The 25954-nt window shown below is 63.6% G+C and carries 27 protein-coding genes and 1 pseudogene; 22 read left to right on the top strand and 6 right to left on the bottom strand.

What is annotated here, in order from left to right:
* Window positions 1-61: 61 nt before the first annotated feature.
* Both I6F12_RS05135 and I6F12_RS05140 read left to right on the top strand, forming a co-directional pair.
* Window positions 62-280, top strand: coding sequence for a hypothetical protein (locus I6F12_RS05135; RefSeq protein WP_027546306.1), 219 nt, complete (start codon window positions 62-64; stop codon window positions 278-280).
* A 111-nt stretch (window positions 281-391) separates the two neighbouring features.
* Window positions 392-1450: a putative sulfate exporter family transporter gene (locus I6F12_RS05140; RefSeq protein ID WP_036005585.1), complete on the top strand. Its 1059-nt coding sequence runs from the start codon at window positions 392-394 to the stop codon at window positions 1448-1450.
* A gap of 131 nt (window positions 1451-1581) precedes the next feature.
* Here the strand turns inward: I6F12_RS05140 and I6F12_RS05145 are convergent, their stop codons facing one another.
* The 5 genes from I6F12_RS05145 to I6F12_RS05165 all read right to left on the bottom strand — a co-directional run bounded on the left by I6F12_RS05145 (window position 1582) and on the right by I6F12_RS05165 (window position 6132).
* On the bottom strand, window positions 1582-2454 hold the full coding sequence (locus tag I6F12_RS05145; protein ID WP_225145956.1) for an ABC transporter ATP-binding protein: 873 nt from the start codon (window positions 2452-2454) through the stop codon (window positions 1582-1584).
* Complete coding sequence (locus I6F12_RS05150) at window positions 2451-3362, bottom strand: ABC transporter permease (protein WP_225155643.1); 912 nt, start codon at window positions 3360-3362, stop codon at window positions 2451-2453. The genes I6F12_RS05145 and I6F12_RS05150 overlap by 4 nt, the downstream gene beginning before the upstream one ends.
* Window positions 3359-4780, bottom strand: a complete 1422-nt coding sequence (locus I6F12_RS05155) for an ABC transporter substrate-binding protein (protein ID WP_036023356.1) — start codon at window positions 4778-4780, stop codon at window positions 3359-3361. The genes I6F12_RS05150 and I6F12_RS05155 overlap by 4 nt, the downstream gene beginning before the upstream one ends.
* Before the next feature lie 182 nt (window positions 4781-4962).
* Window positions 4963-5736, bottom strand: a complete 774-nt coding sequence (locus I6F12_RS05160) for a Crp/Fnr family transcriptional regulator (protein ID WP_225155644.1) — start codon at window positions 5734-5736, stop codon at window positions 4963-4965.
* A 99-nt stretch (window positions 5737-5835) separates the two neighbouring features.
* Window positions 5836-6132, bottom strand: coding sequence for a gamma-butyrobetaine hydroxylase-like domain-containing protein (locus I6F12_RS05165; protein ID WP_193760229.1), 297 nt, complete (start codon window positions 6130-6132; stop codon window positions 5836-5838).
* A 205-nt stretch (window positions 6133-6337) separates the two neighbouring features.
* Between I6F12_RS05165 and I6F12_RS05170 the strand changes: the two genes are divergently transcribed.
* From I6F12_RS05170 to mmsB, 14 genes and pseudogenes are all read left to right on the top strand, one after another.
* The gene (locus I6F12_RS05170; protein ID WP_225155645.1) at window positions 6338-7111 is read left to right on the top strand and encodes a ferredoxin--NADP reductase; all 774 of its coding nucleotides are present in this window, start codon (window positions 6338-6340) and stop codon (window positions 7109-7111) included.
* A 101-nt stretch (window positions 7112-7212) separates the two neighbouring features.
* Entirely contained in the window at window positions 7213-8955 is a 1743-nt protein-coding gene (locus tag I6F12_RS05175; protein ID WP_036023365.1) for a fumarate reductase/succinate dehydrogenase flavoprotein subunit, read from the top strand.
* A gap of 32 nt (window positions 8956-8987) precedes the next feature.
* Entirely contained in the window at window positions 8988-9221 is a 234-nt protein-coding gene (locus I6F12_RS05180; RefSeq protein ID WP_007593252.1) for a ferredoxin family protein, read from the top strand.
* A 2-nt stretch (window positions 9222-9223) separates the two neighbouring features.
* Window positions 9224-10201, top strand: a complete 978-nt coding sequence (locus tag I6F12_RS05185; RefSeq protein ID WP_225155646.1) for a HEAT repeat domain-containing protein — start codon at window positions 9224-9226, stop codon at window positions 10199-10201.
* A 112-nt stretch (window positions 10202-10313) separates the two neighbouring features.
* The gene (locus I6F12_RS05190; protein WP_225155647.1) at window positions 10314-11486 is read left to right on the top strand and encodes a fumarylacetoacetate hydrolase family protein; all 1173 of its coding nucleotides are present in this window, start codon (window positions 10314-10316) and stop codon (window positions 11484-11486) included.
* A gap of 300 nt (window positions 11487-11786) precedes the next feature.
* A pseudogene (locus I6F12_RS05195) lies at window positions 11787-11921 on the top strand (sugar ABC transporter substrate-binding protein); the annotation flags it as partial.
* Window positions 11922-11926: 5 nt separating this feature from the next.
* Window positions 11927-12073 (top strand): hypothetical protein, encoded by a 147-nt coding sequence (locus I6F12_RS05200; protein WP_157784002.1) that lies wholly within the window; start codon window positions 11927-11929, stop codon window positions 12071-12073.
* The gene (locus tag I6F12_RS05205; protein WP_036005559.1) at window positions 12070-12846 is read left to right on the top strand and encodes a FadR/GntR family transcriptional regulator; all 777 of its coding nucleotides are present in this window, start codon (window positions 12070-12072) and stop codon (window positions 12844-12846) included. Before I6F12_RS05200 ends, I6F12_RS05205 begins: the two co-directional genes overlap by 4 nt.
* Entirely contained in the window at window positions 12843-13769 is a 927-nt protein-coding gene (locus tag I6F12_RS05210; RefSeq protein ID WP_225155648.1) for a Gfo/Idh/MocA family oxidoreductase, read from the top strand. The genes I6F12_RS05205 and I6F12_RS05210 overlap by 4 nt, the downstream gene beginning before the upstream one ends.
* A gap of 2 nt (window positions 13770-13771) precedes the next feature.
* Window positions 13772-14848: an aldose epimerase family protein gene (locus I6F12_RS05215; protein WP_225155649.1), complete on the top strand. Its 1077-nt coding sequence runs from the start codon at window positions 13772-13774 to the stop codon at window positions 14846-14848.
* Entirely contained in the window at window positions 14848-15726 is an 879-nt protein-coding gene (locus tag I6F12_RS05220; RefSeq protein ID WP_225155752.1) for an SMP-30/gluconolactonase/LRE family protein, read from the top strand. Before I6F12_RS05215 ends, I6F12_RS05220 begins: the two co-directional genes overlap by 1 nt.
* Before the next feature lie 71 nt (window positions 15727-15797).
* Entirely contained in the window at window positions 15798-16868 is a 1071-nt protein-coding gene (gene chvE / locus I6F12_RS05225; protein WP_036005529.1) for a multiple monosaccharide ABC transporter substrate-binding protein, read from the top strand.
* Window positions 16869-17113: 245 nt separating this feature from the next.
* On the top strand, window positions 17114-18691 hold the full coding sequence (gene mmsA, locus I6F12_RS05230; RefSeq protein ID WP_225141340.1) for a multiple monosaccharide ABC transporter ATP-binding protein: 1578 nt from the start codon (window positions 17114-17116) through the stop codon (window positions 18689-18691).
* A complete protein-coding gene (mmsB, locus tag I6F12_RS05235) occupies window positions 18688-19878 on the top strand; it encodes a multiple monosaccharide ABC transporter permease (protein ID WP_036005525.1) in 1191 nt (396 codons plus the stop codon). Before mmsA ends, mmsB begins: the two co-directional genes overlap by 4 nt.
* A 100-nt stretch (window positions 19879-19978) precedes the next feature.
* Here mmsB and I6F12_RS05240 read toward each other — a convergent pair whose 3' ends face one another.
* Window positions 19979-20146, bottom strand: coding sequence for a hypothetical protein (locus I6F12_RS05240; protein WP_085974376.1), 168 nt, complete (start codon window positions 20144-20146; stop codon window positions 19979-19981).
* A gap of 170 nt (window positions 20147-20316) precedes the next feature.
* On the opposite strand from I6F12_RS05240, the gene I6F12_RS05245 reads away from it, so the two are divergent.
* From I6F12_RS05245 to I6F12_RS05270, 6 genes are all read left to right on the top strand, one after another.
* Window positions 20317-20892, top strand: a complete 576-nt coding sequence (locus I6F12_RS05245; protein ID WP_225111792.1) for a cytochrome c oxidase subunit 3 family protein — start codon at window positions 20317-20319, stop codon at window positions 20890-20892.
* A 2-nt stretch (window positions 20893-20894) separates the two neighbouring features.
* A complete protein-coding gene (locus I6F12_RS05250) occupies window positions 20895-21155 on the top strand; it encodes a cytochrome C oxidase subunit IV family protein (RefSeq protein ID WP_225155650.1) in 261 nt (86 codons plus the stop codon).
* A gap of 95 nt (window positions 21156-21250) precedes the next feature.
* Window positions 21251-21703, top strand: a complete 453-nt coding sequence (locus tag I6F12_RS05255; RefSeq protein ID WP_036005521.1) for a cytochrome c — start codon at window positions 21251-21253, stop codon at window positions 21701-21703.
* Between the two features lie 41 nt (window positions 21704-21744).
* Window positions 21745-23091 (top strand): cbb3-type cytochrome c oxidase subunit I, encoded by a 1347-nt coding sequence (locus I6F12_RS05260; RefSeq protein WP_036023400.1) that lies wholly within the window; start codon window positions 21745-21747, stop codon window positions 23089-23091.
* Between the two features lie 63 nt (window positions 23092-23154).
* A complete protein-coding gene (locus I6F12_RS05265; RefSeq protein ID WP_225133530.1) occupies window positions 23155-23967 on the top strand; it encodes a CbbQ/NirQ/NorQ/GpvN family protein in 813 nt (270 codons plus the stop codon).
* Window positions 23968-23977: 10 nt separating this feature from the next.
* Complete coding sequence (locus tag I6F12_RS05270) at window positions 23978-25894, top strand: VWA domain-containing protein (protein WP_225155651.1); 1917 nt, start codon at window positions 23978-23980, stop codon at window positions 25892-25894.
* Window positions 25895-25954 lie beyond the last annotated feature (60 nt).

Genomic DNA, 25954 nt, shown 5'->3' on the forward strand with positions numbered 1-25954 from the left:
TCCATTGCTGTTTGCAGCCGAAACGACGACATTTCCGCCAGACATTGGTGGATCGGCAGCCATGGAACGCACTGGATTTGAGCCCTTCGGCGAGCAACTGGTGTCCGCAACGGACACACAGCCGAAGTCGCGCGCCTCGAAGCTCCTGCTGCGGGCCGGCACCACCCTGTTCTGGTCGCTGGTCGCGGGCATCGTGCTGGCCCGTGCAGCCTTCTTCGAGCCCGGCATCTATGACGGTTTCAGCCGCGTCGCCTCGCTGGCCAAGAACCTGATCTTCTGAGGCCGTTTATTCCGGTCCGAGGACAGAACTTCTCTCGGCCCTGATATGTCGAAAACATATTTCCCAATCGGGTCGTGGTGCGTATAAATCTTTCTCCTTCGGGAGAGATTTGTGTCGCAGAATCAAGCATCCAGCCCGGCCGATTCCAAGCCGGTCACCGCCGCGGGCCGTATTGCGGCGCTGATTCCGGGCATCCTCCTCTGCGTTCTCGTGGCCGGTGTGTCGGCCCTGCTCGAGCGGGCCGAACTGGGCATGTTCGAGCACCCCTATGTCGAGGCGCTGGTCATGGCGATCCTGCTCGGCATGGCGGTGCGCAGCTTCTGGAAGCCGGCCCCGCGGTGGCAGGCCGGCATCGCCTTCAGCGCCAAGCAACTGCTGGAAGTCGCGGTGATGCTGCTCGGGGCCTCCATCAGCTTTGCCGCGATCGCGGCTTCCGGCATTGCGCTGCTCGCCTCCATCGCCGCGGTCGTCGTGGTCGCGCTCTGCGTCTCCTTCGGCCTCAGCCGGCTACTCGGCCTGTCGACGCGGCTGTCGATCCTGATCGCCTGCGGCAACTCGATCTGCGGCAATTCCGCCATCGCCGCAGTGGCGCCCATCATCGGCGCCAGCAACGACGAGATTGCATCCTCGATCTCCTTTACGGCGATCCTTGGCGTGATGATGGTGCTGGGCCTGCCGCTGCTGATCCCGCTGCTGCAATTGTCCGCAACGCAGTACGGCATTCTCGCCGGGCTCACCGTTTACGCAGTGCCGCAGGTGCTCGCCGCGACGGTGCCGGCAGGTCTCGTCTCAACCCAGATCGGCACGCTGGTGAAGCTGATGCGTGTCCTGATGCTCGGCCCGGTCGTCGTCGGCCTGTCGCTGGTCGCTTCGCGCTGGCAGAGCGATGCCAAGAAAACCAGCGTCGGCTTCTTCCGCCTGGTCCCCTGGTTCATCCTCGGCTTCCTTGCGCTTGCGACCCTGCGCTCGCTGGAGATCGTGCCGGCGACGGTGGTTGGCCCCGTGACGACGATCACGAGCTTTCTCACGGTGGTCTCGATGGCCGCCCTCGGCCTTGGCGTCGACGTGCGCGTGCTCGCCAATGTCGGCGGCCGGGTGACGGCGGCCGTGACGCTGTCGCTGCTGCTGCTGCTGGGGATCAGCATCGCGCTGGTGCACTGGTTCAAGTGATCAGGGCAAAGCTGCAGTAGGGTGGGCAAAGGGGCGCAAGCGCCGTGCCGACCGTTCTTAAGAGACGGAGAACCGTGGGCACGCTTTCGCTTTGCCCACCCTACGAGACCGTCATTGCTGCGAGCGGTAAGCTAAATCACGTCCGCGAGCGAGTGGCCGTGCAGCTCGATGTTCAGCCCCTGCATGCCCAAGTCGTTGATCTCGCCGCCCATCGCCTTCAGGCTCTCTTCGCGGATCAGCGACATCAGCCCGCGGCGGAGCGCCAAGAATTCCGACGACATCATCATCGATTGCTGCCGCGGCCGCTCCAGCGGGATCGGGATCTCCGCCTTGATCGAGCCCGGCCGCGCGGTCATGCAATAGACGCGGTCGGACAGGAAGATGGCTTCGTCAATGTCGTGGGTGACAAACAGCACCGAGATCTTCAGCCGCTGCCACATATTGGTGAGGATCTGCTGCATGATGACGCGCGTCTGCGCGTCGAGCGCGCCGAAGGGCTCGTCCAGCAACAGCACTTTCGGTCCCGTCGCGAGCGCGCGGACGATGCCGACGCGCTGCTTCATGCCGCCGGAGAGCTTTTCCGGATAATGCTTTTCGAACGCTTCGAGTCCCGCAAGCCCCAACAGCGTGCGCGCGGCGCGTTCGCGCTGCGAGCGCGGCATGCCGCGCATCTTCAGGCCGAACTCGACGTTCTCGCGCACGGTTTTCCACGGAAAAAGAGAATATTGCTGAAACACCATGCCGCGTTCGGCGCTCGGACCGTTTACCCGCTCGCCGTCGACGGTAACTACACCGGTCGTCGGCTTGAGGAAGCCTGCGACCGCATTGAGCAGCGTCGACTTTCCGCAGCCGGACGGGCCGACGATCGACACGAACTCGCCGGGCCGCACATGGATCTGCGTGTCGGTGACAGCCTGCACCGCGCCCTCGATGGTCTCGTAGGCGAGGGAGAAGTTCTTGACTTCGATGTGGCCTTTTGAACTGTTCGCTAGCACCTCGCTCATGTCGATCTCCACGGCATCACCAATTGCCCCGCGCCCCGGATCAGCAGGCTCGATCCGAGGCCGAGCACCCCGATCGCGATCATGCCGAGCGCGATGTCGGCATATTGGACCAGCGAATAAGCTTCCCAGGTGAAGTAACCGATGCCGTACTGACCGGAGATCATCTCGGCCGCGATCAGCGACACCCAGGCGACGCCCATGCCGACGGTGAGGCCGGTGAAGATGTGCGGCAGCGAGGCTGGGAAATAGACCTCCCGAAAGATCGAGCGTTCGCGCGCGCCGAGACATTGTGCGGCGCGTACCAGCACGGGGTCGACCAGCGACATGCCGTGCAGGGTGTTGACGAGAATCGGGAAGAACGAACCGAGGAAGGTGATGTAGACGATGCTCTGCTCGTTGGTCGGCCACAGCATGATCGCCATCGGCACCCAGGCGATTGCCGGGATCGGCCGCAGCACTTCGGCGACCGGGAAAATCACCTCATGCACCAGCTTGAAGCGCCCCATGATCAGGCCGAGCGGCACGCCGACGATCGCCGCGAGCGAGAATCCGATGAAGATGCGCCGGCAACTGAGCAGGATGTGCATCAGGAATTTAGGATCGTGAATCGCCTTTATGAAGCTGTCATAGACCGCGAGCGGCGAGGGCACGTTGGTGAAGCGCACGAAGAACACGACCCGATAGGTCGTGAGCAGATGCCAGACCAGCAGAAAGGCGAGCAGCGAAATCACGCCGATTGCCGCCGCGCGCAGACCTGCCCGATTGAGCCGGTACCAGCGCAAGGCGAATGTACCCAAGGAAGGCGGCGTCGAAGGCCGGATGATGGCGGCGGGCGCGGAGCCCGCCTCAGCAAGTGCTGTTGCCGGCATGCTGTCCTCGGGCTGTCTGACGAGGGCGGGGCTGCTCACGTCTTGCCTCCGCCGACGGCGGCCTTCATCGCTTCATCGAAGCCGAGCACCTTGCCGCTGATCTTGGCAGCGTAGGCTTCGGCGTCCTTCTTCAGCAGGAACGGGGCGACCTCGCTATTGCCGACCGCGAAGAAGGCCTGATCGGCGAACAGCTTGATGCCGCGCGTGGTGTCGAAGACGTAGGCGACGTTGATCTTCTTGCCCTTGGCCTTGTAGTCGGCATAGGCGCCGAGCGTGCAGCTGGCGGACGAGAAGGGCATGATGCCGGCACCGTCGACCCAAACTTCGCCCGCCTTGCGCGGATCGGTGATGGGCTTCTTGCAGAAGCTGTCCTCGCCCGAGATCTCATAGTTGTTGGTGCTCGCGAGCTGGGCGTCGTAGTCGAGCTTCATTTCAGCATAGGCCTTGCGGATGTATTTGTCGTCGACCCATTTTTTCGGATCGAACTCCTTCATGCGGCCGAGATTCTGCAGCACCTTGACGTCGGTCGTGGCCGCATCGATCAGCGCCGGCTTGATAGTCGGATCGGTCGTCATATTGCCGCTGGGCCCTAAGAAGATGTAGACGACCTCCTTGTTGATGCCGGTCCATTCCTGGATCTTCTCGGCGGCCAGCTTGGGATCCGCGCGCAGCCACTGATTGGCGGCGATTAGCGCCTTGAAATAGGCGACGACGACCTCGGGATATTTTTCGGCGAAGTCGGTGCGAACCACGATGCCGTGGAAGGTCGGCAAGTTCGTTTCGACGCCGTCGAAGATCTTCCGCGCGAAGCCGCGGAACGGCAACAGCTCGGCGAAGGGGACGAAATCGGCGTGCCCGTCGATCTTCTTCTCCTGCAGATTGGTCGAGCCGACCTCCGGGCTCTGGCTGACGAGCTGGAAGAAATCGGACGCATAGCCGCGATCCTGCATCGCTTTCAGCACCATGCCGTGCGCGGCGGAGCCGAAAGGCACGCTGACGAGCTTACCCTTGAGATCGGCGAGGTCGTAATAGGGTGAGTCCTTGTGGACGACGAGGCCGTTGCCCGAGCCGGACAGGCTGTAGGCGGCGATGCCGACGAGGCGGCTCTTGCTTTCCGGATTGCTCTCGAAGGTGAATCCGTTCACGATGAGCGGATAGTCGCCCATCATCCCGATCTGCAGCTTGTTCGCCATCATCGCGTTGGTGACGGGCGGACCGGAGGTGAAGTTCTGCCATTCGAGCTCGAACTTGATGTTGGCGTATTTGCCGTCCTTCGGCAGGTACTTCTCGAGCAGTTGCAATTGGCGGATGACGACGCCTGCGGTGACCGTGTTGGTCGTGGTATCCTGCGTTCCGATGCCGAGCTTGACGGTTTCCGCAGAAGCCGGCTGCGCGACGAGCAGCGCCAGCGACGTCACCGACATCGCGATCGAGAGCGTGGGAAGATGGCGGACCATTCTCATCCTCATTCGGTTGGATGTGCTGTGGGTGCCATGATTGGGGGAGGGCGCAAGCAGGGCAAATCCGGAGTGGCCGCCGCAGTCGATTAGTTGCCGGGAAAAGCTGATTGCATACTCCTTGGGCAGTCCTGCACTATAAAGCCGCTTGCCTGTGCATCGGCCATGGTCGCGGGCCCCCTTCAATCCGTCGCCTGGCCGCGCATCTCCTCGAGAATGTCGGTCCGGCAGACCACGATCTGCGACCGTTTGGTCAGCACGATTCCCTTCTCCTGCATCCGCTTCAGGCTGATCGTGACCCATTGCCTGGTGGCGCCGACCATGTGGGCGATGTCGGCGTGGGTGAAGGCCGCGGCGATCACCGTGCCGTCGGCATCCGCGACGCCGTAGAGCTCGACGAGATGCAGCAAGAGATGGGCGAGACGCTGCGTGATCGAGCGCGTCCCCAGCATCTGGGCCAGCGCCGAATAGCATTTGCCCTTGAACGTCAGGCCTTCGATCAGGCCAATCGCGAGGTTCGGGATCTCTGTAGCAAGGGACCGCAGTTCCTTTCCGGGCAGGTGCACGACGCTGCAATTACTGGAGGCAACGCCGGACCATTGATGCACGGTGCCTTCGAACACTTCGGGGCCGCCGACGAAATTGCCAACATGCCAATAGGCCAGCGTGATTTCGCGTCCGAGTGGCGAGGTGTAGAACACGCGGATGCGGCCGCTCTCGATCAGCCAGATGCCGTCATGCTTGCCGCCCTGGCTGAACAGCGTCTGGCCGCGGTTGAGGACCTTGCGGCGGCCCTGCTTCAGCACCAACTCCCGCTCGCGAGGTGAGAGCTTGTCCATCAACGGTGGTGGACCCCCGATCCATTGCTGGTTCTCGGTGAGCAGTAGCGAGGAGCTGCCGGCAGGCCGTATCGCTGCGGGAACAGCCCCGCGCACCGCATTCGCCGCCTGCAACATCGCCTGCCTCCCGAACGTTCAAATCGTTCTAAAGAGGAGCAATGTCCGTGCCAGATGGGGGCAGACGCCTCGCGCGGGGAAACGACACCGAAGACCGGGTCACTGCCCCGCCAAGTTCAGCAGATACGACTTCGGATATATCCCCCGGTTGTGCCCATCCGAAAACGAGATGTTCAGCCCATAGCCGAGATCGCCGATGTCGGTGATCGCAATCCCCGGAAACGCTTTGGGGAAGCGGCCGTCGAAGCGGGCGCGGGTGCAATGGGCGCATTTGCAGGAGAGGCGGAGTGTTTCGGCAGAAACGCTGAGCGCGTCGTCCTGCGCCGTGCGGACCAGGAGCGAAGCGAGATCGGCGCTGGCTTCGTAGCCGGCCACGGTCGGTACCACCAATGTCATTGTCATGACGAACCTCTGACTTCATTCTACGTCGAGGCGGGAACGCACGAATAGCAACTAATTGCCGGTGCGGGCGGGATCGCGAGCCTGCTCTTCGAGCAACCCACGCGAAATGTGAAACTAATCGACCGGGAATTTCACTTCCGAATTGCCGGACTCTCCTCTCTCCGAAACCTTGCGCGTCATCGATGACCAAGGAGAGACGATGAGTGCATTTCAGAAGGAGACGGTTCTGTCGGTCAGGCACTGGACCGATTCCCTGTTCAGCTTCACCGCGACGCGCGATCCCGGCTTCCGCTTCCAGAACGGCCAGTTCGCAATGATTGGTCTGGAGGTCGGGGGCAAGCCGTTGATGCGGGCCTACAGCATGGCCAGCGCCAATCACGAGGAGGCGCTCGAATTCTTCTCGATCAAGGTGCAGGACGGCCCGCTCACCTCGCGCCTTCAGAAGATCAGGGAAGGTGACATCATCCTGGTCGGGCGCAAGGCGACGGGCACGCTGATTACCGGCAACCTCATTCCGGGAAAACGCCTGCTGCTGCTCTCGACCGGAACGGGCCTGGCGCCCTTCGCCAGCCTGATCAAGGACCCCGACGTCTATGAGAATTACGAGACCATCGTGCTGGCCCATGGCTGCCGCCAGGTCTCGGAACTCGCCTATGGCGAGCACCTCGTCGAGGGCCTGCGCAATCACGAATTCTTCGGCCCATTGATCGGCGACAAGCTCGTCTACTACCCGACCGTCACCCGCGAGCCGTTCCGGAATCGCGGTCGCATCACCGACCTGATCGTCTCGAATCAGCTCTTCGAGGATATCGGACAAGCGAGCCTCGACATCGAAACGGACCGCATCATGCTGTGCGGCAGCCCGGCGATGCTCGAGGAACTCCACGCGATGTTCGCGGGGCGCGGCTTCGTCGAGGGCAACCATAGCCAGCCCGGCCATTTCGTCATCGAAAAAGCCTTCGTCGAGCGCTGAGCTACAAATCGCGTCCCAGCGACAACTAATTGCTATCGCGGCGACGCCCCCTGAACAAATCTGACGCAAAGGCGCCGGGATCGGCGAACCAGGAGCAAGCGATGGCACTAGATCAGATCGTCGATGGACTTTCGGAAGTTTCCTGCGATGTGCTGGTGATCGGCGGCGGCACAGCCGGCCCGATGGCGGCACTGAAGGCGAAGCTGAAGAACCCGAAGGCCAATGTCGTCCTGCTCGAGAAGGCGAACGTCAAGCGCTCCGGCGCGATCTCGATGGGTATGGATGGGCTCAACAACGCCGTCATCCCCGGTTACGCGACGCCCGAGCAGTACACCAAGGAAATCACCATCGCCAATGACGGCATCGTCGACCAGAAGGCGGTCTATAAATACGCGCAGAACTGCTACAGCATCATCGAGGAGCTCGACAGTTTCGGCATCCGCTTCCTGAAGAACGAGAACGGCGACTATGCCGTCAAGAAGGTGCACCACATCGGCACTTACGTTCTGCCCATGCCGAACGGCGAGACCGTGAAGAAGGCGCTGTATCGCCAGCTCCGCCGCGCCCGCATCCTCATTTCCAACCGCTACATGGCGACGCGCCTGGTCAAATCGGGCGACGGCCGCATTGCCGGCGCCATCAGCGTCAATACGCGTACCGCCGAGATGCTGGTGATCAAGGCCAAGGCCGTGATCCTCTGCATGGGCGCCGCCGGTCGCCTCGGTCTGCCGACGTCCGGCTACATGTTCGGCACCTACGAGAACGCCGCCAATTCCGGCGACGGTTACGCCATGGCCTATCACGCCGGCGCAGCGCTCGCGAACCTCGAATGCTTCCAGATCAACCCGCTGATCAAGGACTATAACGGCCCGGCCTGCGCCTATGTCGCCGGCCCGTTCGGCGCATATACGGCAAACAACGAAGGCTCGCGCTTCATCGAATGCGACTACTGGTCCGGCCAGATGATGCTGGAGTTCTACAACGAGCTCCTCTCCGGCAAGGGTCCCGTGTTCCTCCAGCTCAAGCATCTCCACCCCGACACCATTTCCGAGATCGAATCCACGCTGCACAAGGTCGAGCGTCCGACGCGCGGCCTGTTCCAGCAGGGGCGCGGGGTCGACTACCGCAGTGAGTCCATCGAGATGCATATCTCCGAGATCGGCTTCTGCTCCGGCCACAGCGCGTCAGGCGTGTTCGTCGACGACAATGCCCGCACCACCGTACCCGGCCTCTACGCCGCCGGCGACATGGCGAGCGTCCCGCACAATTACATGCTCGGCGCCTTCACCAACGGCTCGGTCGCAGGCATCGACGCGATGGAGTTCGCCGACAACCATGATTTCGCGGAATTCGACGCGGCCGACGTCGCCATGGAACGCGAGCGCGTGATGGCGCCGACCAAGCGCGAGGACGGCATTCCGCCGAACCAGATCGAGTACAAGACCCGCCGTCTGGTCAACGACTATCTCCAGCCGCCGAAGGTCACGCGCAAATATGAGCTCGGCATGCGGCGGCTCGCCGAAGCGCGTGAGGATATGCAGGAGCGCATGATCGCGCGCAACGCGCACGAATTGCTGCGCGCGCTCGAAGTGCAGTCGATCATGGACTGTGCCGATATGGCCGCACACGCCTCGCTCTACCGCGAAGAGAGCCGCTGGGGTCTCTATCACTGGCGGACGGATTTCCCGGAGAAGGACAACGAGAACTGGTTCTGCCACACGCTGCTGTCCAAGCAGGACGGCAGGATGACCAGCGAGAAGCGCGCAGTCGAGCCCTATGTCGTGCCGATCGCGGACGACGAGAAGGACCTCTACGACAAGCAGCGCATTCGCGCCTCGGCCTGATCCACCAGAACATAGCCAACAGGAGACATCACATGCCTCTCGCGTCCTATCAGACATCGGTTCCGGTGGTGGTCGACGACGCCAAATGCATCGCGGACAAGGGCTGCACGGTGTGCGTCGATGTCTGCCCGCTCGACGTGCTGCGCATCAGCGACATGACCAACAAGGCCTACATGGCCTATGACGAGTGCTGGTATTGCATGCCCTGCGAAGCGGATTGTCCGACCGGCGCCGTCACCGTCAACATTCCCTATCTGTTGAGGTGATCATGTCGAGCCCGTTCGAATCCTATGACGATCTCGAGGACGCCGACGAGCGGCTGCAGGCGGCCGATCCCGCCGAACGCCGCGTCGCCATCATTGCACTCGGTCATTCCGGCGATCCCGCCGCGGTCGCACATCTCGCCAAAATGGTCACCGATCCCGATGCCGGTGTGCGCCAGCAGGTCGCGATGGCGCTCGGCGAGTTCGACGGACCGGAGGCAGCAAGCGCGCTGGTGAAGCTGCTCGTCGATCCCGAGAGGATCGTCGCGGCGGCTGCGGCCGACAGCATGGCTGAATTCAAGGATCCCGCCTGCGCCGACGCGATCCTGCCGCTGGTCAGGCATACCCACGCTTTCGTCCGCATGGGCGCTCTGCGCGCGCTGAAGGAACTGCGCCGCAGGGATACACTCAAGCCCGCGCTGGAAGCGCTCCAGGACCCTGACGCCGCCGTCCGTGTGCAGGCGATCGGCGTGATCGGCTTTCTCAAGCTGGAAGAATCCATTCCGGCGCTAACCGCGCTGATCAACGATCCCGATGCCCATGTGCGCCGCGCCGCCGTGAGCGCATTGGCCTTTTCGCAGATGAAGCCGGCGGCGGAGACCATCACCCGCGCGCTGAAGGATGCCGACTGGATGGTCCGCGAGATGGCAGCGGAGACGCTGGGTCTGAACGTGAATGGTGCAATCGCGGCTGATCAGCTCGTCGCTTGCCTCGCGGATGATTTCTGGCAGGTGCGGCTGAAGGCGATCCGCAGCCTTGGCAAGATGAAGATCGAACGCGCGGTGCGGCCGATCGGCAATTGCGTCAATCACGACCAGGCGAATTTGCGCAAAGAGGCCGCGGCCGCGCTAGGCGAGATCGGCCATCCCGACGGCGAGGCATTCCTGGCCGTGATCGCCGACGATCCTGATCCTGATGTCCGCAAGAATGCGCGCTGGGCACTGCACCAGATTGCGGCGCGAAAGGCGCGGGCAGGGGCATAATTGCACGGCGCGTCGCCGCTCTGGACTTCCAGCGCCAGACGTTTATTGGTCTTCGCTCACGGGAACGGCCGCTGCGAATGCGGCCATTCCTTAGAACAGCGAGGACGCGGCCATGACGACATTGACTGTAAAGGACCTTCTCCCCGAGGACGGCACGAAGGGAACGCTGGTCGGCCGCGTCTGGCTGCCGCAGGTCAACGGTCCGGCCATCGTCGCCGTGCGCGGTGACGGCGTGTATGACGTCACAGCAAAATATCCGACCATCAGCGCGCTCTGCGAGACGGACGATCCCGCCAAGGCGCTTGCCGCCACCAAGGGCGAGCGCATCGGTGATCTCGAGGCGATCGTGGCCAACACCCCGCCGGACGGGCGCGATCCCCAAAAGGCCTGGCTGCTCGCGCCCGTCGATCTCCAGACGCTGAAAGCCGCCGGGGTCACCTTTGCGATCTCGATGCTCGAACGTGTCATCGAAGAGCGCGCCAAGGGCAATCCGGCCTCGGCCGAAGCGATCCGGAAAGAAGTGACGCGCCTGATCGGCGACGATCTGTCAAAGCTCAAGCCGGGCTCGGATCAGGCGATGCACCTGAAGCAAGTGCTGATCGATCAGAATGCCTGGAGCCAATATCTTGAGGTCGGCATCGGTCCGGATGCCGAGGTTTTCACCAAGGCGCCCACCTTGTCGTCGGTCGGCACCGGCATGGATGCCGGCCTGCATCCGAAATCGACCTGGAACAATCCCGAGCCCGAGCTCGTGCTGTTCGTGTCGAGCCGCGGCAAGATCGTTGGCGGCGCGCTCGGCAACGACGTGAACCTGCGCGACTTCGAGGGCCGCTCGGCGCTGCTGTTGTCGAAGGCCAAGGACAACAACGCGTCCTGCTCGATCGGCCCGCTGCTGCGCCTGTTCGACGACACCTTCACGCTCGACGACGCGCGCAGGCTGGACATCAGCCTGAACGTCATGGGGACGGACGGCTTCGTTCTCGACGGCCATTCCTCGATCAGCAAGATCAGCCGCGATCCGACCGATCTCGTCGCGCAGACCATCGGCAAGGTGCATCAATATCCTGACGGCTTCGTGCTGTTCCTCGGCACCATGTTCGCACCCGTGAAGGATCGCGATGCGCCGGGGCAGGGATTCACCCACAAGCGCGACGACATTGTCACTATCGCAGCGCCTCAGCTCGGCAAGCTCGTCAACCGCATGCGCACCAGCGACGAGTGCGAGCCCTGGACGTTCGGCATCGGCGCACTGATGAAGAACCTGGCGCAGCGGAAGCTGATCTAGCGCTGCTGCCCTTCGCCTCCCGCAAGCGGGGGCGCACCTTCGCCCCGCTGACAGCTGAGGCTCCATCGCGCCGCCTAATTTTTTCATCCCTCCGTTGCATGAAGGGAGCAAAATCCCGCTGAACGTGTCATAACTCAGCTCGCTCCACCTCGGCTGCGTTTGCTCCAAATAGTCAAATAATATGACTAGTCGGAACTCAACTTCCGTGAAATAGTGCCCGCCGCTGGCGCGAAGGCCGGCCTGTGGGTGCCATGCTACCAATCGGCGCCCCCGGATAAAACATCTTGGGAGACGCGCCTGATGCCCCCTAAAGCTCTCTGTGCGGCCAGCGCCATGGCCGCCTTGTTGCTCGCGACGCCGGCCAGCGCCCAGCTCACGATCGGCTTCTCGCAGATTGGATCGGAATCCGGCTGGCGCGCGGCCGAAACGTCCGTCTCAGCATGAAGTCGACCTCCTGCACCGCGCCAAAGCTCTTGCTGATCCCCCGCACCTCGGGCGTGCTTCTATTCGCCTTCATCGCCCTGCTGCAGGGGCTGGTCGCGCTTGCGCGCCGGCCGGCGGCGAAGCATGCGGGAGCGGCGTCATGACCTCGCGGATCGTCGTCATCCCGACCCGGCGGGCCCATTCCAACCATGCGGAGGTGGCGCGTTCGATCGGCGTCGACATCATCGCCGGCCGCTATGCGGAAGGCACGCGCCTGCCGGGGGATGCCGAGATGATCGCAATGTTCGGCGTGTCGCGGCCGGTGCTGCGCGAGAGCGTCAAGACGCTGGTCGCCAAGGGCCTGCTCACCACCAAGGCGCGGGTCGGCACCGTCGTGCGCGAGCGAGGTGCCTGGAACATGTTCGACGCAGACGTGCTGGCCTGGCACCTCGATGCCGGCATCGACAAGCGCTTCCTTGACGACCTCGCCGAGATCCGTCTCGCCGTGGAGCCGCGCGCGGCGATGCTGGCGGCAACACAGCGATCCGAGCAAGACATCAGCGAGCTGCGCCGCAGCATGGATCGGATGCGGCATGAAGCGTCCGACTCGGTCGGTTTTGCAGATGCAGATCTCGCGCTTCATGTTGCCGTGGCGCGTGCCTCGGGCAATCTGTTCATGCGCTCGATTGGGCATGTCATTGAAGCAGCGCTGCGCGCCTCTTTCCTGCTCAGCGCTCCGGTCGAGCCGGAGGATCGCGATACCGTGCTGCTCTGGCATCAGAAGATCGTCGATGCCATCGTCGCGGGCGATGCCCATGCCGCATCCGAGGCCATGGTCTATGTCATTCACAACGGCATGCGCCGCCATGACAGTACGGCGATCGAAACCGCCCCGGCCGAGCCGCCACCGTCGGCCGACACTGGAGAACAAGCGTGACAGACCTTCGCATCGCCATCGTCGGCTTCGGCAAGATCGCGCGGGACCAGCATGTGGCGGCGATCGCCGCCACACCGGGCGCAACGCTTGCCGCCGTGGCGAGCCGCAACGCCTCGCTGCAGGGGGTGCCGCATTTTACGACCATCGAGGAATTGCTTCAGAAGGGGCCGCCGATCGACGCGGTCTCGCTCTGCACGCCGCCGCAGGTGCGACGGGCCCAGGCCGCGGCGGCGCTCGCCGCCGGCAAGCACGTCATGCTGGAGAAGCCGCCGGGCACCGGCGTTGCCGAGCTTGATCCGTTGATCGCGATGGCGGCGGGTACGAAGCGGACATTGTTTGCGACCTGGCATTCGCGCTATGCGCCGGCGGTGGAGCCGGCCCGGCAATGGCTCACTGATCGGCACATCAAATCTGTTCACATCAGCTGGAAGGAAGACGTGCGTGTCTGGCATCCCGGGCAGGGCTGGATCTGGGAGCCCGGCGGCCTCGGCGTGTTCGATCCGGGCATCAATGCGCTGTCGATCCTGACCAGGATTCTGCCGAAGCCCGTGTTCGTCACCGCGGCCGAGCTGGCCTTTCCAGCCAATTGCCAGGCGCCGATCGCGGCGAACGTGAACCTGACGGATATCAGCGGCCTGCCCGTGACCGCCGAGTTCGACTTCCGCCAGACCGGGCCGCAGAGCTGGGATATCCTCGTCGAAACCGATCAGGGCCGGCTGACGCTGTCCAGCGGTGGCGCGCGCATGGCCGTCGACGGCAAGGTGCTTGCCGAAGGGCCCGATGAGGAATATCGCGGGCTCTACCGACGCTTCGTCGCGCTCGCAGCAACCGGCGCAAGTGACGTCGATCTGACGCCGCTCCGTCTCGTCGCCGACGCCTTCCTGCTCGGCAAGCGCACGATCGTCGAACCGTTTGTGGATTGAGCATGGCCGCATCAACAATCACAAGAGACGTGTTCGGGACGCTGCCCGACGGCCGCGAGGTCGAGCGCGTCGTGCTGCGCGGGGAGGGCGGCTTCGAGGCGCGCATCATCAGCTACGGCGCGGTGCTGCAGGCGTTGATCGCGCCGGATGCCAACGGCGGATATGACGACGTCGTGCTTGGCCATGATGCCTTCGCCGGCTATCTCGCCGAACGGAAGTTTCTGGGCGCCACCGTCGGCCGCTATGCCAACCGCATCGCCAAGGGACAGTTTTCGCTTCAAGGCGAGACGGTGCAGCTAGCGGTCAACAACGGTCCGAATGCGTTGCACGGCGGGCTCGAGGGTTTTGATCGCAAGCTCTGGGAGATCGCGGAGATCGACGAAGGCGCCGAGCCCGCGGTGACGCTCACCTATGTCAGCCCACACGGCGAGGAGAATTATCCGGGCAGGCTCGACGTCCGCCTGACCTATCGCATCACAGGCCCGACCGAGCTGTCGCTGCTGATGGAAGCGAGGACCGACCGGCCGACCATCGTCAATTTGACCAACCACAGCTTCTTCAACCTCGAGGGTGCGACGTCAGAGACGTCCATTCTCGACCACCGCCTGATGGTCGCCGCCGAGCAGTTCCTCGCCATCGATCCCACCGCCATTCCGCTGCCGGAGCCGCCGCGCAGCGTGGCCGGCACGCCGTTCGATTTCCGCAAACCGTGGCCGGTGGGTGAGCGCATCCGCGAAGGTGACCCGCAATTGCGCAACGGCAGGGGCTACGACCACACCTACTGCCTCGGGCGCGACGGCAAGCTTGCGCTCGCGGCGCGGCTGGAGGCGCCGCGCTCCGGGCGCATCATGGAGCTGTTCACCGATCAGCCCGGACTTCAGGTCTATTCGGGCAATTATCTCGACGGTACGATGTCCGGCAAGGGCGGCAAGCTGATCCGGCAATCGGACGCCATGTGCCTGGAGCCGCACATCTGGCCCGACGCGCCGAACCGGCCGGATTTCCCGAGCCCGCGCCTCGATCCCGGCGCGGTCTATCGCCATCACACGGTCTATCGCTTTTCAGTGAGGTCGCCATGATGAAGCAGGTGCCGACGACTGTCCTCTCGGATCATCCTTGCCATCTCGGCGAAGGTCCGACCTATGACGTGACCACGGATATGGCGTGGTGGTTCGACATTCGCGAAGGCAAGCTGTTCGAGGCGCAACTCGGCACCGGCACTGTCCGCAGCCACGCGCTCGGGCGGATGGCGAGCGCGCTGGGGCGTATCGACGCCGAGCGGCAGCTGATCGTCGCCGAAGATGGCCTCTACATTCGCAAGCTCGCTGATGGTTCGATGACGCTGTTCTGTCCGCTCGAAGCGGACAATCCGATGACGCGCTCAAACGATTGCCGCGTGCATCAATCGGGTACGTTCTGGATCGGCACTATGGGCAAGAAAGCCGAGCCGAAGGCGGGCGCGATCTACGCGCTTCATCGCGGCAAGATCTCGACGCTGTTTCCCGGCATCAGCATTCCCAATTCGATCTGCTTCTCGCCCGACGGCGCCACCGGCTACTTCACCGACACGCCGCGTGCGGTGCTCTATGCCGTGCCGCTCAACCCCGCGACCGGCCTGCCGCGCGGCGAGCCGGAGGTGCTGTTGCGCCACAGCGGCATCGGCGGTCTCGACGGTTCGGTATGCGACGCCGACGGGCAGATCTGGAATGCGTGCTGGGGCGCGAGCCGGATCGACGTCTACTCGCCGCAAGGCGAGCGCCTGCGTTCGCTTAGCGTGCCGGCGAAGCAGGCGAGCTGCCCCGCCTTCGTCGGCCCCGACCTGTCGCGCCTGCTCGTCACGTCGGCCTGGCAGGATATGGACACGGCGGCACGCGCTGCCGATCCGCAAGCCGGCTGCACCTTTCTGCTCGAAGCAACCGCGCGCGGACGCGCGGAACCCGACGTCAAGCTCGCATAGGAGGCCCAAGCCGTACACGACCGTCGTTCTCGACATCACGAAGAAAGTCTGACACCCAAAGGGAGTGAAACATGCTGAAACTGAAGACAACATTTCTCGCGCTGGCGTTGGCCAGTGCCGCCACGATGGCCACAGGCGTCGCTGCCTTCGCCCAGAAGGCGACGGTCGGCATCGCCATGCCGACGAAGTCCTCGGCGCGCTGGATCGACGACGGCAACAACATGGTCAAGGTGCTGAAGGAGCGCGGCTACAACACCGACCTGCAATATGCCGAGGACGACATCCCGAACCAGCTCTCCCAGGTCGAGAACATGGTGACCAAGGGCGCCAAGGCGCTGGTGATCGCCGCGATCGACGGTACCACCTTGTCCGACGTGCTCAAGCAGGCGAAAGCAAAAGGCATCACCGTGATCGCCTATGACCGCCTGATCCGCGGCACGCCGAACGTCGACTATTACGCGACCTTCGACAACTTCCAGGTCGGCGTGCTCCAGGCGGAGTCGATCGTGCAAGGTCTCGGCCTGAAGGACGGGAAGGGCCCCTTCAACATCGAGCTGTTCGGCGGCTCGCCCGACGACAACAATGCCTACTTCTTCTACAACGGCGCCATGAGCGTGCTGAAGCCATATATCGACAGCGGCAAGCTCGTCGTCGTGTCCGGCCAGATGGGCATGGATAAGGTCGCGACCCTGCGCTGGGACGGCGCCACTGCGCAGGCCCGCATGGACAACCTGCTCAGCGCCTACTACGGCAACAAGAAGGTCAACGCCGTGCTGTCGCCCTATGACGGCCTCTCGATCGGCATCATCTCCTCGCTGAAGGGCGTCGGCTACGGGAGTGCCGGCCAGCCGATGCCCATCATCTCGGGCCAGGATGCCGAAGTGCCCTCGATCAAGGCCATGCTGCGCGGCGACCAGTACTCGACCATCTTCAAGGACACCCGCGACCTCGCCAAGGTGACCGCTGACATGGTCGACGCCGCGCTCGCCGGCAAGCAGGTCACCGTCAACGACACCAAGACCTACGAGAACGGTGTCAAGACCGTGCCGTCCTATCTGCTGAAGCCGGTTGTGGTCTACAAGGACAATTGGGAGAAGACCCTGGTCGACAGCGGCTACTACAAGAAGTCGCAGTTCCAGTAAGACTCTCTCTTTTTCCCCTCTCCACGCTTGCGGGGAGAGGGTTAGGGTGAGGGGCCTCTTTCCATACGGGCAGTGGTTGGTATGCACTCCGTCATTGCGAGCGCAGCGAAGCAATCCAGTCTGCCACCGCGGAAATTGTCTGGATTGCTTCGCTGCGCTCGCAATGACGATGTGGATGCAGCGATATCAGTCAACCTCTCCCCGCACGCGGGGAGAGACGAAGTAACGCAAGGGACACCAAAGCCATGACCGCCATGCTGGAGATGCGCAACGTCAGCAAGAGCTTTGCCGGCGTGCAGGCATTGCGCGACGTCAACTTCTCGGTTCGCGCCGGGCAGATCCATGCGCTCGTCGGCGAGAACGGCGCCGGCAAGTCGACGCTGATGAAGGTGCTGAGCGGGGTCTATCCGCACGGCAGCTACGAGGGCACCATCGTCTTCGAGGGCGAGGAGCGCCGCTTCCGCGACATCAATGATTCCGAGGCGCTGGGCATCATCATCATCCATCAGGAGCTGGCGCTGATCCCGCTGATGTCGATCGCGGAGAACATCTTCCTGTCGCATCCGCCGTCGAAGTTGGGGGTGATCGACCGCGACGAGGTCTACCGGCGCACGCGCGAGCTGCTGGCGCAGGTCGGCCTGAAGGAATCGCCGGATACGCTGATCACCGATCTCGGCGTCGGCAAGCAGCAGCTCGTCGAGATCGCCAAGGCGCTGTCCAAGCGGGTGCGGATGCTGATCCTGGACGAGCCGACCGCGAGCCTTAACGAGGCCGACAGCGCCGCGCTGCTCGAACGCCTGATGACCTTCCGCGAGCAGGGCATCGGCTCGATCCTGATCTCACACAAGCTGAACGAGGTCGCCAAGGTCGCCGACCACATCACCGTGCTGCGCGATGGCCGCACGGTGGACAGCATCGACTGCCATGCCGAGCCGATCCAGGAAGACCGCATCATCCGCAGCATGGTCAACCGCGATATGGCGCACCGCTTCCCGGAGCGCAACGTGAAGATCGGCGAGCCCGTGCTCGACGTCGAGAACTGGTCGGTCTATCACCCCATCCATCCCGAGCGGCAGGTGATCAAGAACGTCAGTTTCGGTGTCAAGCGCGGCGAGGTCGTGGGCATTGCCGGGCTTATGGGGGCAGGGCGCACCGAGTTCGCCATGAGCCTGTTCGGCCGCTCCTGGGGCACCAATATCAGCGGCACTATCCGGCTCGAAGGCCGTGAGATCGCGCTGCCGAGCGTCGCCGCCGCGATCGACGCCGGCCTAGCCTACGTCACCGAGGACCGCAAGCAGCTCGGCCTGATCCTTGCCGACGACGTCCGCAAGAACATTACGCTGGCGAGCCTCGACCAGGTTGCACCTGGCAGGGTGATCGACGACATCGCCGAGCTCAAGGTCGCCAGCGACTACCGCAACCGCATGCGCATCCGCTGCTCCGACGTCTACCAGGAGACCGGCCAGCTCTCCGGCGGCAACCAGCAAAAGGTCGTGCTGTCGAAATGGCTGATGACCGACCCGAAGGTCCTGATCCTGGACGAGCCGACCAGGGGTATCGACGTCGGTGCCAAATATGAGATTTACTGTATCATCAACGAGCTTGCGGAAGCCGGCCGCGGCGTCGTGGTGATCTCCTCGGAGATGCCCGAGCTGCTCGGCATCTGCGATCGCATCTGCGTCATGAACGACGGCGCCTTCGTCGGCGAGTTCAAGGGCTCAGAGGCGACACAGGAAAAGATCATGCGCGCCATCATGCGCAACGAACGAAGCATTGGGAACGCCGCGCCCGCGGCCGCGGAGATGGGAGGATCGCAGCTATGACCGACAAGACGGTTTCGCTGCCCGAGGAGCGCCGGCACGGCAGCTTCATCAAGAACAATTTGCGCAATTACGGCATGTTGATGTCGCTGGTTGCAATTATGCTGTTCTTCCAGGTCGTGACCGGCGGCACGCTGCTGCAGCCGCTCAACCTCACCAACTTGGTGCTGCAGAACAGCTACATCGTCATCATGGCGCTGGGCATGCTGCTGGTCATCGTCACTGGCCATATCGACCTTTCGGTCGGCTCGGTCGCAGGCTTCATCGGCGCCGTGGCGGCCTTGCTGATGGTGACCTACAAGGTCGATTATACGCTCGCCTTCATCGCTTGCCTCGCGCTCGGTGGCGCGATCGGTGCGGCGCAGGGCTATTGGGTGGCCTATTTCAAGATCCCCTCCTTCATCGTGACGTTGGCGGGCATGCTGGTGTTCAAGGGCCTAGCGCTCGCGGTGTTGCAGGGCCAGTCGCTCGGGCCGTTCCCGGCCACCTTCCAGAAGCTGTCCTCGGGTTTCATTCCGGAACTGCTGCCCGAGGCCGGCACGCTGCATCCGACCTCGATGCTGATCGGCGCCGTTCTCGCGCTCGGGCTCGTCTATGCCAGCGCCAAGGGAAGGTCGCGCGAGCAGTCGCACGGCATCGAGGTCGAACCCTATGCGTTCTTCCTCGGCAAGAGCATCTTGCTCGCCTGCGCCGTGCTGTATTTCACCTATCTGATCGCCTCGCATCGCGGCCTGCCGAACGTGCTGGTGATCATGACCGCGCTGATCGCGCTCTACGGCTTCGTCACCCGCCGCACCGTGATTGGCCGGCAGATCTACGCCGTCGGCGGCAACGCCAAGGCGGCGAGCCTGTCGGGCATCAAGACGGAGCGCCTGACCTTCCTCACCTTCGTCAACATGGGCGTGCTCGCCGCGCTTGCCGGCCTCGTCTTCGCCGCGCGGCTCAACACGGCGACTCCGAAGGCCGGCCTCGGCTTCGAGCTCGACGTCATTGCCGCCTGCTTCATCGGCGGCGCCTCGGCCTATGGCGGTGTCGGGCGAGTCGGCGGTGCCGTGGTCGGCGCCATGATCATGGGCGTGATGAACAACGGCATGTCCATCCTCGGCATCGGCATCGACTATCAGCAGGTCATCAAGGGCCTGGTGCTGCTGGGCGCGGTGTGCATCGACGTGTACAATCAGCGGCGGTAGCGCTTCGTAGCCCGGATGCAGCGCAGCGTAATCCGGGTCTCTGCGCTTGGTGAGATTTCCCGGATTGCGCTGCGCTGCATCCGGGCTACGGTCCTAAGCACTACGGCAGCGGTGATTGCGTCGTGAACAGCACGGTCGCGATCCCGATCGAGAGCCCCACCGCCGATACGGTTCCCACCGTCGACAGCACGCCCATGCGCCTGAGCGCGATGGCGAAGGCAATGATGATGGGTGTTGCGGTCATCAGCCCGATCTGTGCATCGCTCATGGGATCGTCCGGCGCTCCGTGAAGCTCTGAGCCGGTTCGTACCGCGAAACGGCTGGCTGAACGTTGTGTCGGCGCAAACAGGAGCCCTGCAGTCCTCCAGTTTGTCCGGCAACAAATTCGGAACCGGGTGGCCGAGCTAAGTCTGACCGGTGTCCTGATCCGGAAAGACGATGTCGACGGCCGAGTGCGAACAGCAGGAAACAGGCTGGGGAATCCTGCAGGATCTCCCCGGCGATCCCATGATCTGGGTGCTGATCTTCAGCGAACTCGTCGCCTTCGGCCTGCTCCTCGGCGCCTTCTCTGTCGCCCGCGCGATTCACCCCGCGATGTTCGCGGCCGGGCAGGCCACGCTCGATTCGCATCTCGCCGGCCTCAATACCGTCGTGCTGGTGACCAGCGGCTGGGCGGCGGCCCGGGCGACCAAGGCCGTGCGGAATGGACAACGGGCAACGACACGATACTGGCTTCTCGGCGCCATGGCGCTCGGCTGCCTTTTCATCGCGATCAAGCTCGCAGAGTACGCCGAAGAAACCGGGCGCGGGGTCGGGCTTGAGACCAATCCCTTCTTCACGCTCTACTTCCTGCTGACCGGCTTTCATCTCCTGCACGTTGGCCTCGGCATCATCATTCTCGCCGTGGTCTGCCGCCGAGCCGGGATATCAGGCGTCGAGACGGGAACGGCCTTCTGGCACATGGTCGATCTGGTCTGGATCGTGATGTTCCCGATCCTGTATCTGGTGAAATGACGATGCCAGATCGTGTCGACGTCACCTGGATCGCCTTGATCGGCCTTGCGCTTGCGACCGTCCTGCTGCCGCCGCTGATACCACGGGCGCTGCTCGGCAACGCTCTGCTGCTTGCCTTCGCCGCGCTCAAGGGGCATCGCATCGCGCTCGACTTCATGGATCTTCGCGCCGTCCTCGCACTCTGGCGCGGTCTCGTCGCGAGCTGGATCCTCATCGTGCTGCTGCTTGCCTGGCTCGCCTCGGCGCTCGTCGCCCTGATCTGACGCGCTCATTGCGCCCTGACAAAGAACGGGCCGGGCAAAGCGGCAATAAATCACACCATCGCAATTTCGCAGGAATCAACCGGAAAGGATTGGCAATGGCTGAACGCCTGACCAAGTCGGCCGCTCGAAACGTCTTCTACGGCGGCTCGGCCTTTTTCTTCGCCATCTTCATAGGGCTAACGGCGCACAGCCATTACTACATGGCCACGACATCGACCGACGCAGCCACGCTGACGTCTTCGGTTGCCCGCGGCAAGCACGTCTGGGAGAAGAATTCTTGCATCAACTGTCATACCCTGCTGGGCGAGGGCGCCTACTTTGCGCCTGAAGTCGGCAATGTCTGGGATCGCTGGGGTGGCAACGAGGATCCGGCCGCCGCGCGCGAGACATTGAAGGCCTGGATGCAGTCGCAGCCTTCGGGCGCACCGGGCCGCCGGCAGATGCCTCAATTCAACCTCACCGACCAGGAGCTCGATGATCTCGCCGACTTCCTGCAATGGACCAGCAAGATCAAGCGCCAAGAGTGGCCGCCGAACAAGGCGGGCTGAGCGCATCGCTTCCTGAAATCCCTCAAGACAGAGAGCCTGAGATGAAATATCAGACCCAGAAAGTCGCGATGCTGTATTTCTACGGCGCGCTGACCCTGTTCGTGGCGCAGGTCCTATTCGGCCTCGTCGCTGGAACGATCTACGTCCTGCCCAACACGCTGTCGACCCTGCTGCCGTTCAACGTCGTCAGGATGATCCACACCAACGCGCTGATCGTGTGGTCGTTGATCGGCTTCATGGGCGCGACCTACTTCCTGCTGCCCGAGGAAACCGAGACAGAGCTCTACAGCCCGCTGCTGGCCAAGATCCAGTTCTGGATGTTTTTCGGTGCTGCGGGTGTAGCTGTGGTCGGTTATCTCTTCCAATACCACGAGGGCCGCGAATTCCTCGAACAGCCCTTCATCATCAAGGTCGGCATCGTCGTCGTCTGCCTGATGTTCCTGTTCAACGTCACCATGACGGCGCTGAAGGGCCGTAAGACCACGATCACTAACATCCTGCTATTCGGGCTGTGGGGCGTTGCGATCTTCTTCCTGTTCGCCTTTTACAACCCGGTAAATCTCGCGGTCGACAAGATGTACTGGTGGTATGTTGTTCATCTCTGGGTCGAGGGCGTCTGGGAGCTGATCATGGCCTCCGTGCTCGCTTATCTCATGATCAAGCTCAACGGCATCGACCGCGAAGTGGTCGAGAAGTGGCTCTACGTCATCATCGGGCTGGCGCTGTTCTCCGGCATCCTCGGCACCGGCCATCATTTCTACTGGATCGGCGCGCCCGGTTACTGGCAGTGGATCGGCTCGCTGTTCTCCACGCTCGAGGTCGCGCCGTTCTTCACCATGGTGATCTTCACGGTGCAGATGACCTGGAAGGCCGGCCGCAAGCACCCGAACCGCGCTGCATTGTTGTGGTCGGTCGGCTGCTCGGTCATGGCGTTCCTCGGCGCCGGTGTCTGGGGTTTCCTGCACACCCTGTCCTCGGTCAACTACTACACCCACGGCACCCAGGTTACCGCCGCGCACGGCCATCTCGCCTTCTTCGGCGCCTATGTGATGCTGAACCTGTCCGTGATGGCCTATGCGATCCCACAGATCAGAGGGCGTGCGCCCTACAATCAATGGCTCTCCATGGCGAGCTTCTGGATCATGTGCACCGCCATGATGGTGATGACCTTCGCGCTGACCTTCGCCGGCGTGGTCCAGGTCCATCTCCAGCGCGTGCTCGGCCAGGGCTACATGGACGTGCAGGACCAACTCGCGATGTTTTACTGGGTCCGGCTGGGGTCCGGCGTGTTCGTCGCGATCTCCGCGCTGATGTTCGTGTGGGCCGTGCTTGTGCCCGGTCGCGCCCGTCAGCCGGTCATCCCCGGCGCGTTGCAGCCGGCCGAGTGAGCGCCCAAAGGCGGCCGTGGCTCGCTGCGGCCGCCGTCACTATGTGAATTCCGGAGAAAGACCATGAATGCAGCACTTCTCGCCGTGGCGAAGCCCGAACCTCAGCCGCCCGCCTATATTGCCAGTGGCAACGAATGCGCGCTGTTCGAGCACGCTTGGCGCAATCAGCTGCCGGTGCTGCTGAAGGGGCCGACCGGCTGCGGCAAGACGCGCTTCGTCACGCATATGGCGGCGCGGCTGGGATTGCCGCTGCACACCGTCGCCTGCCACGACGATCTCACCGCGGCCGATCTCACCGGCCGCTATCTGCTCAGGGGCGGCGATACCGTGTGGAGCGATGGCCCGTTGACGCGGGCGGTGCGCGAGGGCGGCATCTGCTATCTCGACGAGGTCGTGGAGGCGCGCAAGGACGTAACGGTGGTGCTGCATCCCCTGACCGACGATCGCCGCATCCTGCCTCTGGAGCGTACCGGCGAGCAGCTTGCTGCGCCGAACAGCTTCATGCTCGTCGTCTCCTACAATCCAGGCTATCAGACGCTGCTCAAGGCGCTCAAGCCGTCGACGCGGCAGCGCTTTGTCGCGATCGAGTTCGGCTTCCTGCCGCCGGAGCAGGAGATTGCGGTGGTCGCCGCCGAGAGCGGACTATCGCCGGAGCGCGTGCGGCCGCTGGTCGGGCTGGCTGGCCGGCTGCGCGCGCTGAAGGGCCACGACCTGGAGGAGGGTGTCTCGACCCGGCTCGTCGTCTATTGCGCGACCCTGATTGCGGCCGGCATGCCGACGGCCGATGCCGTGCTCGCTGGCATGATCGAGCCGCTGACCGACGATGCCGATGTCAAGGCGGCGCTGCTGGACGTCGCGCGTGCCGTGATCGGCTGAGGCGGCTCCGATGCTCGATTTCCTCGAACTGGAAGAGACCGTCGGCCGCGCCTGGCACCGCATGGTCGGTGGCACTGCCAGCTATCCGGTTCATGCCGAGCATGCGGTCTCGCTTGCGGAAATGAGAAACAGGCTCGCGGTGATGTTCCGCGCGCTGGGCGGTGAGGCGGGTGTGCAGATCGCCGGTGCCGGCGCGCGCAAGTCCGGGCATCGGCTCGGCTGGCGGCAACGCATCGGTCTCGGTGACGAGCGCCTGGAGCAGCCGGGCCGCGATGCCACCTCCATCTTCCTTCCTGAAAGCATCGCGATCTTTCCCGACAACGCGCTGAATGCAGCGCTCTATCGCTGGCTCGCGACATGGTTCGCAGCCGCGCCGATCGAAACCATCACCGAATCCGATCCGCTGCGGCGGGATCTTCTGGTGTTGCGCCGGGCCAGCGAGACGGCGGTCTTCGTGCTCGCGCAATTTCCCGGCCTCGTCGACGACTATGCGCAACTCGCCGCAGCAACTGCCGAAGCCAGGCCGCGTCGCCCCTTGCCGCGCATCGAGCAGGAGGTCGAGCAGATCGTGCTGGGGCTACTCGGAACCGGAAAGGCGCCTGCGGGCAAGCTGTGGCCCGCGATGATAGGAACGGAGCCGCTGCTGGTCAAGGCGCCGCCTGGCTATCGCTCGATGCTTCCGTGCCCGCTGTGGGGCGATTGCTGGACCCGCGAGCTGTCGCCTGCGCATGCGGGCGTGGATGAATGCGCCGATGGTGCGGAGGCCGCGAGCGAGGACAATCGCAAGCACTTTGCCGTGCGCGAGCGCGAGGACGGCGCCAATCGCCGCGATCCCTTCGTACTCAACCGCTTCGAGAAAATTCTCGCGATGGCCGAGATGGTCAATGTCGACCGCCCCACCGATGACAGTGAGGAGGAGGATGCGCAGAAGGCGGCGGACGATCTCGAGGAGATAACGCTCAGCCGCCGCAGCGGCAAGCCGGCGGGCCGGTTCAAGTTTGATCTCGACCTCCCGCCGGAGGCCCTCGGTGCCTCGCGCTTGACTGCGGACCTGACCTATCCGGAGTGGGATTATCGCAGCGGCTCCTATTTGCCGGATCATTGCCGCGTACTCGCATCTGCCGCCCCCGAGAATGGGGAAAGCTGGACGCCCAACGAGACCATGCGCCGGCACATCCGCCAGGTGCGCCGCCGCTTCGAGGTCCTGCGGCCGCGCCATGAGTTGATGCGGGCTCAGGCCGACGGGCATGATCTGGATCTAGACGCGCTGGTGCGTGCGCGGTGCGATCTCCGCGCCGGCAGCAGCAGCGGTCTTGATCGCGTCCATTTGGCGATGCGCCCGCAAGGTCACGATCTCGCTGTCACGCTGCTGGTCGACGTCTCGCTCTCCACGGACGCCTGGGCCAATGGCTACCGCGTGCTCGACGTCGAGAAGGAGGCGCTGCTCGTGCTTGCCCACGGCCTATCCGCCTGCGGCGATCACCACAACATCCTGACCTTCACCTCGCGCCGGCGCTCCTGGGTGCGGCTCGAGACGGTTAAGGCGTTCGGCGAGCCGATGAGTGACGTGGTCGAGCGCTGCATTGGCGCGCTCAAGCCCGGCTATTACACGCGGATCGGTGCGGCGGTACGGCATGCCGCCGCCGAGCTTGCACGCCAGCCGCAGCGCAAGAAGCTGCTGCTCGTCCTCACCGACGGCAAACCGAACGACGTCGACCACTATGAAGGGCGCTTTGCGGTCGAAGACACCAGAAAGTCCGTGCAGGAAGCGCGCCGGCTCGGGATCACGGTGTTCGGCGTAACGATCGACGCGGGGGCGCAATCCTATTTTCCGGCCCTGTTCGGGCGCAGCGGCTATGCGATCGTCGGCAACATCAAACGATTGCCCGCGGCACTGCCGGCGATCTACCGGCAGGTGGCACACTGATGCGGTTCATGCAACTGGGCGTTGGGCTATTGCTCAAGGCTTGGGTATATGATCGAATGG

Origin of the sequence: Bradyrhizobium sp. IC4059, assembly GCF_020193615.1 — a bacterium.
In the GTDB taxonomy this organism is placed as follows: Bacteria; Pseudomonadota; Alphaproteobacteria; order Rhizobiales; family Xanthobacteraceae; genus Bradyrhizobium; species Bradyrhizobium yuanmingense.